At 32.9% G+C, this 12,165-nt stretch carries 7 protein-coding genes; 6 read left to right on the top strand and 1 reads right to left on the bottom strand.

The window, feature by feature from the left end; genetic code table 11:
• The first annotated feature begins 254 nt into the window (after positions 1-254).
• The 6 genes from RG22_RS03085 to RG22_RS03060 all read left to right on the top strand — a co-directional run bounded on the left by RG22_RS03085 (position 255) and on the right by RG22_RS03060 (position 10,229).
• The gene (locus RG22_RS03085) at positions 255-1,622 is read left to right on the top strand and encodes a Gfo/Idh/MocA family protein (protein WP_034040773.1); all 1,368 of its coding nucleotides are present in this window, start codon (positions 255-257) and stop codon (positions 1,620-1,622) included.
• A 102-nt stretch (positions 1,623-1,724) separates the two neighbouring features.
• Positions 1,725-4,880 (top strand): SusC/RagA family TonB-linked outer membrane protein, encoded by a 3,156-nt coding sequence (locus RG22_RS03080; RefSeq protein ID WP_081997652.1) that lies wholly within the window; start codon positions 1,725-1,727, stop codon positions 4,878-4,880.
• A gap of 12 nt (positions 4,881-4,892) precedes the next feature.
• Positions 4,893-6,692: a RagB/SusD family nutrient uptake outer membrane protein gene (locus RG22_RS03075; RefSeq protein ID WP_052143602.1), complete on the top strand. Its 1,800-nt coding sequence runs from the start codon at positions 4,893-4,895 to the stop codon at positions 6,690-6,692.
• Positions 6,693-6,817: 125 nt separating this feature from the next.
• A complete protein-coding gene (locus tag RG22_RS03070; protein WP_081997651.1) occupies positions 6,818-8,086 on the top strand; it encodes a purple acid phosphatase family protein in 1,269 nt (422 codons plus the stop codon).
• A 288-nt stretch (positions 8,087-8,374) separates the two neighbouring features.
• On the top strand, positions 8,375-9,778 hold the full coding sequence (locus tag RG22_RS03065; RefSeq protein WP_034040768.1) for a sulfatase-like hydrolase/transferase: 1,404 nt from the start codon (positions 8,375-8,377) through the stop codon (positions 9,776-9,778).
• A 16-nt stretch (positions 9,779-9,794) separates the two neighbouring features.
• The gene (locus tag RG22_RS03060; RefSeq protein WP_034040765.1) at positions 9,795-10,229 is read left to right on the top strand and encodes a hypothetical protein; all 435 of its coding nucleotides are present in this window, start codon (positions 9,795-9,797) and stop codon (positions 10,227-10,229) included.
• A gap of 592 nt (positions 10,230-10,821) precedes the next feature.
• Here the strand turns inward: RG22_RS03060 and RG22_RS03055 are convergent.
• Positions 10,822-11,907 (bottom strand): Fic family protein, encoded by a 1,086-nt coding sequence (locus RG22_RS03055; RefSeq protein ID WP_034040762.1) that lies wholly within the window; start codon positions 11,905-11,907, stop codon positions 10,822-10,824.
• Positions 11,908-12,165 lie beyond the last annotated feature (258 nt).

Below are 12,165 nucleotides of genomic sequence, written 5' to 3'. Positions count from 1 at the left end.
TCTTGGACACCGATGTAAGGTTAATTTTAAATTTTAAACGTTATGCTTAAAATTTAACCATACTATGTTAAAAATGTACACTTAGTTTAGAATTTTTTCATTCAATTTTGTCTCATTATCTGCGTAAACATATTAAAACCAGTCGGTAAGCTTAACGATTGTTATTAAATAAAGGTTAATTCTGAGTCTATTTAAATTTGAATTAATTAGAAATTTAACACTATAAATTATAATAATATAAACTATTAAAATAGATGAATAGAAGGAGAAATTTTATAAAGAAGTCAGCAATTACTGGAGCTGGAATAATCCTAGCACCAAACATGAGTTTTGGAGGTACAAAAAACAATTCGAACAGGTTAAGGGTTGGAGTTATAGGTGTTGGTTTAAGGGGGACAAATCATTTGAATAATTTATTGAAAAGAGATGATGTGCTGGTCACAGCAATTTGCGACATAGACCCAAGCAGAATAGAAATTTCACTCAATAAAATAAGCAAGTCACGGAAGAGTAAACCGAAAATATTTGGAAAAGACGATAAGGACTACTTAAATCTACTTGATTTGAAAGAGGTTGATGCAGTTGTAATTTCAACACCATGGTTATGGCACACTAGAATGGCAGTCGATTCTATGCGAGCTGGTAAATACACAGGATTGGAAGTCTCAGCAGCAAATACCCTAGAAGAATGCTGGGATCTCGTTAATACCCATGAAGAAACTGGTTCTCATTTAATGATTTTAGAGAATGTCAATTACAGAAGAGATGTTTTAGCAGTATTGAATATGGTAAAGCAAAATGTCTTTGGGGAGCTTTCACACTTTAGGTGTGGTTATCAGCATGATCTTAGGTTCGTGAAATTTAACAATGGAAAGCAGGCCTATGGTGGTGGAGTAGAATTTGGAGAGAAAGGAATCTCAGAAGCTGCATGGCGTACACAACATTCGCTATTGAGAAATGCTGATGTGTATCCAACTCATGGTCTTGGGCCAATAGCAGTAATGGCTGATGTAAATAGAGGAAATCGTTTAGTGTCCTTAACGTCTCATGCATCAAAATCATTAGGGTTACACAATTATATAATCAATCACCCAGAAGGAGGTAAAGAGCACCCTAATGCCAAGATTAAGTGGAAACAAGGAGATGTAATCACCAGTACCATAGAAACGGCCATGGGCGAAACAATAATAGTGACACATGACTGTAATCTGCCTAGACCATATTCATTAGGCTTTAGGGTACAAGGTGTAAGTGGTATCTCAGAATTTGATCATCATACAAAGCGAATTCATGTAGAAGGTACAACAAAAGGCCATGGTTGGGAAGATATGGATTCTTGGTTAGAAAAATATGACCATCCATTGTGGAAAAAACATGGTCCAGGAGCAAAAAAGGCAGGACATGGAGGTATAGATTTCTTTGTAATGAATGCGTTTGTGGAATCAGCCAAGGAAAATGTGGCTCCACCAATGGATGCGTACGATGCTGCGGCGTGGAGTGCAGTGACTCCGTTATCAGAACTCTCTATAGAAAACAACGGAGAACCACAGGATTTCCCTGATTTTACTAGAGGAAACTGGATTAAAAGAAAACCATTCAATTGGATGAAAGATTCTTATTAAAACAAATTAACTAACTTAAAAACAGCGATTTATGATAAAAAAATAACTAACTTAAAAATAATAGATTATAAAAAAATTACCAATTTAAAAACTAATTAGATTATGAAAAAACATATTATTTGTTTAATGACTTTAATGCTGAGCATCATACACTTTACACATGCTCAAAGTCAAACTGTTACAGGAAAAGTAACAGACGAAAATAACATACCGCTCCCAGGGGCTTCCGTTATAGAAAAAGGCACTACAAATGGTGATCAAACAGATTTTGATGGGAATTACACACTAAATATAAGCACTAGTTCTACCATCGTGATATCGTATTTAGGGTATAAAACTCAAGAAATTGCTGTTAATGGTCAAACTACAATCAATGTACAAATGCAATCTGATGTGGCAAACCTAGGCGAGGTTGTTGTTGTAGGTTATGGTACAGAAAAAAAGATAAATCTTACGGGGGCAGTTGGAACCGTTAAAAGTAGGGAACTTAATTTAGTACCTGTAGCCAACTCCACCTCACTCTTAACCGGTAGAATACCAGGTATTGTTACAAAACAAAACTCAGGACTACCAGGTGACGAGCGAGTTGATATAAGTATAAGAGGTTTTGGTACGCCTTATATATTAGTAGATGGGGTAGAGATAGATGGGGGGTTCTCTAGAATAGATCCAAATGATATAGAAACTATTTCTATTTTAAAAGATGCAGCAGCAGCAATTTACGGATCACGTGCGGCGAATGGTGTAATTTTAGTAACAACAAAAAGAGGTCGTTCTGGAGAGCCAAGAATAACCTTTAGCAATTCGATTTCGTTTCAAGAAGCTACTTCTTTTTTCGAGCATGTAAATGCGGGGCAATTTGTAGAATTATCTAGAGAATCAGATTTTAACGATGCAGCGGCATCAGCAAGAATAACTGGTGATCCTTTACCAACGTTATCAAGTCTAGATAGTAATGGCTTTTTGCAGTTTACGTCTGAGGAGCTAGCAAATTATCAGTCTGGCGCTCCTGGTTTTGAAGGTGGTAATTGGATAGATGGATTGATTTCTAATCATGCGCCTTTAACAAAGTATAGTATATCCGTATCTGGAGGTGGTGAAAATGTTAAGTATTTTACGTCCGCTGGATATACAAAACAAGAGAGTTATTTTGCTAGTAGAGACCATGATTATTCTCGTTATAATGTAAGATCTAATTTAGATGTTAAAGTTAGTGAAAGCTTAAGTTTTAATTTAGATTTGTCTTTCAGACATGATTTTAGAAGTAGAGCATCAGATCTTAATAATATTTTTGGACAATTAAGAACAGCACAACCGATTTATCCAACTGAATTACCCGATCCATCTCAAGGCGCGGCATATTCTGGTTTTTCAGATCGGAATCCAATAACACAAAGCAATCAGGATTTTTTTGGGTTTACAAATAGATTTGATAACACCTTTTCAGGTAAAATAGGATTAGACTATAAAATTCCGGGGATTGATGGTTTGCTATTGAAAACCCAATTTAATGTTATTTCTTTAAATAGAAATACCAAAAACTTAAGAAAACAATACCCACTTGTAGAGTATAACCCTATAGATGGAACTTATATAGAGCAGGCCATTGCAGGAGGACTTAGTTCTATAAGTGAAAGTCAACTCAGAAGGCATCAAATTTTCCCACTTATATCATTACAATATGAAAATGAATTCGGTGATCATTTTGTAAAAGGTCTTTTACTTGGTGAAAGTAGATCTAGAAAATTCTCAACATTGTCTGCAGGTAGAGAAGATTTACTTACAACTGCCATTCCTGAAATTTTTGTTGGAAATACAGATTTTCAAACAACAGGAGGCTCATCTGGAGCAAATATAGGTTCAAAAAGTTTAGTAGGGCGATTTGATTATAGATATAAAGACCGTTATTTATTTCAGGCCACTTTAAGAGCAGATGGTGATGTGCTATTTTCGCCAACGGCAAGATGGGGGTATTTTCCTAGTTTTTCGGCAGGTTGGGTAATGTCTAAAGAAAACTTTTTAAAAGAGAGTAAGGCTATCAATCATCTTAAACTTAGATTATCTTATTCTGAAACGGGTGATGCTCGCGCTAGTGGTATAGGATCTTTTGATTATTTAACAGGTTATAGCTTATCTGGAAGCTATTTGTTTGACACGACTACATATCAGGCTATACGTACCCTGGGGCTGGCTAATCCAAGGCTTACATGGGAAGAAGCTACGAGTTATAATGTGGGTATAGAAGCTAATTTTTTAAATAATAGATTGCAACTAGAAGCTGATGTTTATTATAGAGAACGAACAAATCTTCTCAGACCAAATACAGCAGACATACCTTCCACATTTGGGGGTAACTTACCATTAGTTAATTTAAATACAGAAAATAATAGAGGAATTGATCTTAAATTAAACTTTTTACAAACCATTGGTGATTTAAAACTTAACATCTCTCCAAATTTCACATATACAAGAAGGAAGTTTGATAAAGTTTTTGATCAGGAAGAATTTACTGATGAGGACCAAATAAGGATTAATGATAGAAGAGGACAATGGGCAAATCGTAATTTCGGTTACAAATCTGATGGTATTTTTATGTCACAACAAGAAATAGATAACCATTCAGTAGACCAAGATACACAAGGTAATTCAACATTACGCCCCGGAGATATTAAATATATAGATAGGAATAATGACGGAGAAATAAACTTTAGAGACCAAGATGTAATTGCCTTTGAAGATGATTTACCAGAGATTATTTTTGGGTTAAATTTAGGTGCAAAATATAAGAATTTTAGTTTTGATATGCTATTTCAAGGCGCTTCCAGATATAGTATAAACATTTCAGGAGCAGCTCGAAAAGCATTTTCAAATACGTCAATACCTTTGTCATATCATTATGATTTAAGATGGCAACCAGATCCCAATAACCCAGATATAAACATTAATCCAAATGCTCAATTACCAGCTATTACCGCTACAGGAAGTAGTAATAATAATTTGAACTCAGATTTTTGGAGAAAGGATGTAACCTTTGTAAGATTAAAATCTTTAAACCTTAGTTATAACTTACCAAAAGAGGTTATTAATAAGGTTGGAATTAAGGATCTTCAATTGTACTTGGGAGCAGAAAACTTGTTCACATTTAGTAATTTAGGTATTTATAAGAACTCTTTTGACCCTGAATCGGCAGAAGGTAATCCTTCAAGTGATTTACCAGTGGTACGTAGCTATACATTGGGTATGAATATAACTTTTTAAAAAATTAATACTATGAAAATATATATAAATTATTTTAGTCTAGCCTTTGCTTTTGGACTTTTTTTTACTGCTTGTGAAGACCCTTTTAGCTTAACACCCTCAGACATTATATCAGAAGATATTGTTTTTGATGACGAAAGTTTAGTAGATGCATTTCTTACTGAGATTTATGATGAGGCTCTGTTTGAACCTCGAGGTGGACAGTCTAACAACAATCAAAATTTAATAAATGGTTTTGGCGGTGAAGCTAGAAATTTTGCGCCTTGGCAAACACCATTTGGTGGTGCTGTCGGTCGTATTTTTGATGAGAATAATGGGGCTGGAGCTTTAGAATATTGGCCTTATGATGATATACGAGAGATGAATGTATTTATTGAGAAGGTGCCTGAATCTACAGTTTTAGATCCAGATTTTGTAGCAATTAAAGTTGCAGAGGCTAGGTTTATTAGAGCTTTTACTTATTTTGAAATGGTCAAACGTTATGGAGGTGTTCCTCTAGCTACAAAAGCACTCCCTGTTAATACTCCAGAAGAAGATCTATTTATTCCTCGTAATTCTGAAAAGGAAATATATGATTTTATAGGTTCTGAAATGGATGCTATTGTTGATATATTGCCTTCAAGCTCTATAAAAGGACGTGTAAATAGATGGGCCGCATTAGCTTTAAAAAGTAGAGCAATGTTATATGCCGCCTCTGTAGCTAATTTTGGTACGCAACAAATGGATGGATTACTTGGGTTTCCAAATAGTGATGCCAATAGTTATTATCAACAATCATTAACTGCATCAAGAGAAATTATGTTTGAAGGGTCATTTTCACTTTATCGTAAAGAGGCAGACCCATCTTTAAATTTTGAAAAAATGTTTGTAGATGAAAATAATAACCCAGAAGCTATTTTTGTTGAAGAGTGGAATGTAGATTCAGGAAAAGCACATTCTTGGGATTATTTAGCTAACCCAGATGGGTATGGATTTGGTTGGAATTCTAATTTCCCCGTCTATTTGGAAACATTGGAACAATTTGACTTTATTGATGGCTCCTCAGGTATGGTGGATAGAGCAATGTATGACGATACTACTCCTATAGACCCCGATTGGTATTTTGAACAAAGAGATCCTCGTATGCGGGCCTCTATTTTTTATCCTGGAACGAAATGGAGAGGAACGCAAGTCTATTTTCATAGAAGCACAGATTATACAGATCCAAATTCTGGTCTTAGAGAAACTTCTACAAGTAATACATTTATTATACCAGGCTCTAACGGCTGGCCAGGAGCTGGACCAAGAAGAAATATAAGCGCAGGGAGTAACCCTACGGCTTTACTAGTTAAAAAGCGTTCGGATGAAACAATAGGTTTCTTGACCAATGATACTTCTGGGAGCGATTATCTCATATTTAGATTAGGTGAAATTTATTTAAACTATGTTGAAGCCGCCTATTATTTAGGGGATCCTAATGGAGATATGGCTGCTACAATAAATGATTTAAGAGATCGTGCGGGTATGCCGGCTTTATCAATAGGAGAAATTACTGAAGATGCCATTAGACATGAGAGAAGAGTGGAATTGGCTTTTGAATCACATGTGTTTTGGGATTTAAGACGTTGGAGAATTGCGGTTCAGGAATTAGATGGGGTTGTTAGGCATAGAATGCATTTTAGATATGATTTTGACAATGACACCTATACTATTGCTATAGCTGATGGAGATAAAGGAAGAATAAGGTCTCATACAGAACGAAATTATTACTATGCATTTGGCCTTGAAATTATTGCAGATACAAGAATAAAAGAAAACCCAGGATACAATTAAATAATTGTACGTTTTAATTTTAGTTTTAGTTTTAAAAAAGAGAATGTATGCTAAGCATACATTCTCTTTTAATTAAATACTAGATAATTTAAAACAGCTAATAATAGGAAGATATATCACTAATTATGAGTAAATCAACTCTTTTCTCAGCAATGCTATTAGTAATTTTACTATCATCTTGTAAGGTAACACACCGACAAGCAGTCAGGTCTATACTAATTGAAGCCTATGGCGAAAAACCAACGCTTTTACGTCAACCTTATTTGCAAATGGTAAGGCCAACAACTGTAACAGTTACATGGAAAACTGACACTATTGTAGAAAAATGCCAAGTCGAATTTTACGAGGCAAATAAAGCAAAAAAATCTTTAGTAACGGGTACTTTAATTAGCCACGAAGGAAGTATATTTAATGAAGTTGTTATCAAAAACCTTAATCCTAAAACAACATATTATTATAACATTTATTCTAATGGCTATTTGTTGGCAGGTGGCAAAGATTATTATTTTAAAACTTCACCTAACAATACTAAAACAGCCTTTAATTTTTATGCCTTAGGTGATATAGGTGATGTACTACCTAAAAGTTTTGCTAAAGAACCAGCAAATAGAATTACAGAATTAAAAATAAAACCAGATTTTGGCTTAGGACTTGGTGATATTGTATACCCAAAGGGCGAAAGTAGTATGTATGACAGTCAGTTATTTAAACCTTTTGAAAAGGTTTTTAAAAACACACCTTTTTATCCTGTAGTAGGAAATCATGATTGGCGATCAGACCCAGAAAAGAATTTTGAAAAAGAGTGGTCATTACCAGGTAATGAACATTATTTTTACTTTACTTATTCGAACGCACTATTTATTGGATTAGACTCACATAATGGGGGGTTATACAATAGAGAAGAACAAGTAGCATGGTTAAAAGAAACATTAAAAGAGCAAAAAGTAAAATACGATTGGATTATTGTGTATTTACATCACAATGGAAAAACATGTACCTATAAAAAAGATTATGAGCATGTAATGAATTTATACCAAATTTTCACCAGTAATAATGTGGACTTAGTATTAAATGGTCACGCACATACATATGAAAGATTAAAACCTTTTGATGCTAATGGAAATGTAGATGTAAATGCTTCTATTGATCATTCTTCTTATGGCCATTTAAAAGATAGATTTATTTCAATAACCATTGGTGCTGGAGGTAAAATAAACGAAAGATGGCATGCGGATCCAACTAATCAAAAGAATTGCAAAGACGGAAATATAGTAGCCCATGCAGAGCACGTACCTAGTTTTGGTGTGTTTTCAATTGATGGAAAAACATTGAAACTTAATGCATATAACTCTTTTACAGGAGAAATATTTGACACTTTTACTATAGAAAAATAAACGTTTATAAATTTTAGAAAGTAAAATTTCGGTAAACACTTAAAATATAATCAATTGGAAATATTGACTATTTAAATGAACTAGTCCGAAGCAGATCCATCGAGGTATCAACGGAAAATGTTTTTTAATTTGATAAAAACCTAAGCTTATCAAACTTCCAACAAACCTGTTTAGTCCTGAAAAAATCTACATAATTCAAAGTTGATTTTTTTATTAGATAGAGTTCCTTAATTATATGTCTAGACTGATAGTGAGCCAAATCTGTATTCTTAATTAAAACCACCTTATATGAATTTAAAAATTTGTTTTTTTTTAGTTGTACTATTTACAATTCCAAAATCTTATTGTTTTGGACAGATAAATGAATCAAAGCAACCAAATATAATAGTAATTCTTATTGACGATGCCGGATATGCAGACTTTGGCTTTATGGGATGTAAAGATTTACAAACCCCTAATATAGATAATCTGGCCAAAAATGGAATTGTCTTTACCGATGCACATGTTTCTGCGTCTGTATGCGCACCTTCAAGAGCAGGTATGTTAACAGGAAGGTATCAACAACGATTTGGTTTTGAAGCGAATGGAACAGGGAATAAAGAATCTGGAGAAATTGGTCTACCGAATGGTGTGCCAACTTTAGCAAATGTTTTTAAAAATAGCCATTATAGAACTATTGCATTAGGAAAATGGCATTTAGGATATAATGAAGATGATCATCCTAATGAAAGAGGTTTTGATGATTTTTATGGATTTTTATCGGGAAGTAGATCTTATTTTCCGATAGATAATCCTACTGAAAAGAATATGCTACAACATAACGGTGTTCGGCAAAAATTTAAAGGCTATCTAACAGATGTGTTAACTAATAAAGCTTTAACATACATTGAAGAAAATAAATATGAGCCATTTTTTATGTACTTAGCTTATAATGCCGTACATACTCCAATGGAAGCTAAGCCAGAACACCTGAAAATGTTTCAAAATCATCCAAGGCAAAAATTGGCTGCTATGACTTGGTCTTTAGATGAGAATATTGGAAAATTGATTGCTAAATTAGAAACTACAAAGCAATTGGAGAATACGCTTATATTCTTTTTAAGTGATAATGGAGGTGCAACCACCAACCAATCTAATAATGGAATTTTAAAAGGTTTTAAGGGTAATAAATATGAAGGAGGGCATAGAGTTCCTTTTGTTGTAAGTTGGAAAAACAAAATAAAAGAGAACATTTCTTTTGACGGATTAACCTCGTCATTAGATATTTTTACTACAGCCATTGCTGCTGCGAGCATTAATAGTAATTTAGAATTGGACGGCGTAAACTTGTTGCCTTATTTGAAGGGCAATAAAAAAGGGGATCCCCATAAAAAATTATTTTGGAGAAAATTAAATACGGCAGCAGTTCGAATTGGAAATGAAAAACTTATTAGATTAGACAGTTTTGGAAGTAGAATGTATAATTTAAAAAATGACCTAGGAGAGACTTTCGATTTGTCTAAGTTAGCTCCAAAAACTTATGACGATTTAACAGATGAATTGGAAGCATGGGAATCTGGTTTAATGGATCCTTTATGGGATGAAGGGTTTTGGATGAATATCAATTATAGAATACATAAAAATCTTATGCTTAATAAATTTAAAGATGTTAAAGGGATGAAAGAGTATAATAAGAAACAAAAAGAAGACTGATTTTTAGTATGTATTAATGGTATTAAGAAAATTTAAAATAAGCAAGGTGTTATTAAAAAAGTTTGAAACAGAAAAAAAGGACATTAGTAAATTATTAGAACTCCTTTTAAGAACGAGTGTGTTTTTAACTTTTTTTGGACATGGGATTGTTGCTATAAAAGGTAATGAACATTGGTTAGTTTATCTTGAAACTGTTGGGTTCTCTAGAGAAATTTCAGATGAGCTAATTTTTTATATTGGTGCTTTAGATATTATAATAGCATTAATTATTTTGCTAAGACCTAATAGATATCTTGTTTTATGGACAGTAATATGGGCGTTTTCTGCAGCACTAATTAGACCTATTTCAGGTGAGCCTATTTGGGCATTTATAGAAAGAGGATCTAATTGGCTTGCACCTTTAGTGTTGTATCTATTAATTTTAAATAAAAATATAAAGAACCATTCATGATTTTTAAATCAATGAATCATAAATTATTGAATCCACTTCTAGCACTATTAAGTATAAAACTTAACAACAAAGCAAGAAGCATTTACATATAGGTTTCGACATCGAAAATAAAGAAATTAGAACCAAAAAGCACAAGAAAAAATAAATCACTATACCTTTTTACATCTCGGACAATGCATAGGCGCTAATCCTGTTAAAAGAATTTTTAAAACAACATAAAGTAGTATTACTAAGTAAAGACAGAATATAATAGCAATAATAGTTCTCCTTAAAAACAATGTACACTATGACATAAATAAATTATTAATCATAAAAATTGGAGTTTGGAAGCCTACTACAAACTGTTATCAGATCTAGAGCATAATCTCAAAGCCCTAGAAAGTAAAATAAGTAATATGCATTGTTTAACAGAGCGGTGTATCATTTTGTGTAAACAATCATTAGTGGACTTACTATAGTAGCTTGGACATAAGATTGCGAGATTTAGAGTTAAGTTGGGCAGGGTTCGAACCTATTTTTTAAACAATTGATATTCAAAAGTATAAAACGTACTTCACAAATATAGGCACCGATTCACGCACCTTAGCCAATATCAATTTTTCTCCAAAATAGCCATTAATCTATGATTAAGATATAGTTTTTCTTTACCTATTTTTTCAGAAATTAAAAACCCTGCTTTTTCTAATTCAATTAAGTAATTGCCAATAGTTTTTGGCGTACCTAATTTAGCATCTATTAAAAATTGACGTTTGGTATAAGGTAATCTAAATAATATTTCTACTAATTCCTTTGAATACACCTTAGGTAATGAAATTTTTATTTCTTCAGACATCACTTGAATGAGCTCTGTAACCATGTTTAAACGTTTCAGAGCTTTGTTAGCAGTGAAAACAATCATTTCAAGCATATACAATATCCATGCTTCCCAATCTTGATGTTCCGTAACATTTCGTAGCTTCATATAGTAATCCGTTTTATTTTTAATGATGAACTCGCTTAAAAATAATGCGGGCGTATCTAAAAGGTTTGCCGTTTTTAAATAAAGCAATAATAAAATACGACCTGTTCTACCATTACCATCACTAAAAGGATGTATAGCTTCAAATTGGTAATGCATCAATGCCATTTTAATTAAAGGGTCAATAGTACCTTTTCCATTAATAAAGGCCTCAAGGTTTTCCAATTTATCCCTAATAATAGTCTCACCGGTAGGAGGTGTATAAATAGTTTCACCCTTAACATTTTTAAGAGCAGTTCCTGGAGTCGTTCTAATACCAGCGGTGTTTTTCTTAATACTTTGTACGATGTCAATACACAAATTAGTCGATATAAAAGGGCGATTTTCAATAGCTTTCAACCCATTCCATAGAGCCTCTTTGTAACTTATAACTTCTTTGGTAGCTGGGTTGTCAAACTTTTTATCAGCCACTATTGCCTTATATAAATCATCATTGGTAGTAATAATGTTTTCAATTTCAGAACTTGCTTTTGCCTCCTGTAAATGGATTGTATCTAAAAATAGTGTCGGATTGGGTAAATTTGTTAGTCTACCATTAAGTTGAGCTAATGCTCTACTTGCTTCAATAGTTTTACGTAAAACTTTTGTAGTTTCCAATGCGATTTTTGGAGGTAATAGAGGTAAACTATTATAAGGTTTGTTTTTTTTAAAAGTAGTCATGATTAACAGGAGTAAAAATTACACTCGTTTCTTTAACAAAGGTAAATATACTAAAATATTACCCTCGTTACAACGTCAAGAGTAAATATTACACTAGTAATTATTAATTAGTGTAAATATATTGATTGATCTTTGAGATACTGCGAAATGATATATATTAAATTTTAGTTGTAAATACTTATAAATTAGAGTTTTAAGTTCTATTCGGTGCGTGTTTTTATTTTAAAAAAGACGCACCGATTAACGCACCTATTTACT

Source organism: Wocania ichthyoenteri Th78 (assembly GCF_000789235.1).
GTDB lineage: Bacteria > Bacteroidota > Bacteroidia > Flavobacteriales > Flavobacteriaceae > Wocania_A > Wocania_A ichthyoenteri.
Note: the sequence above shows the minus strand (reverse complement) of the source record. Positions and strands in the feature narration are given on the sequence as shown.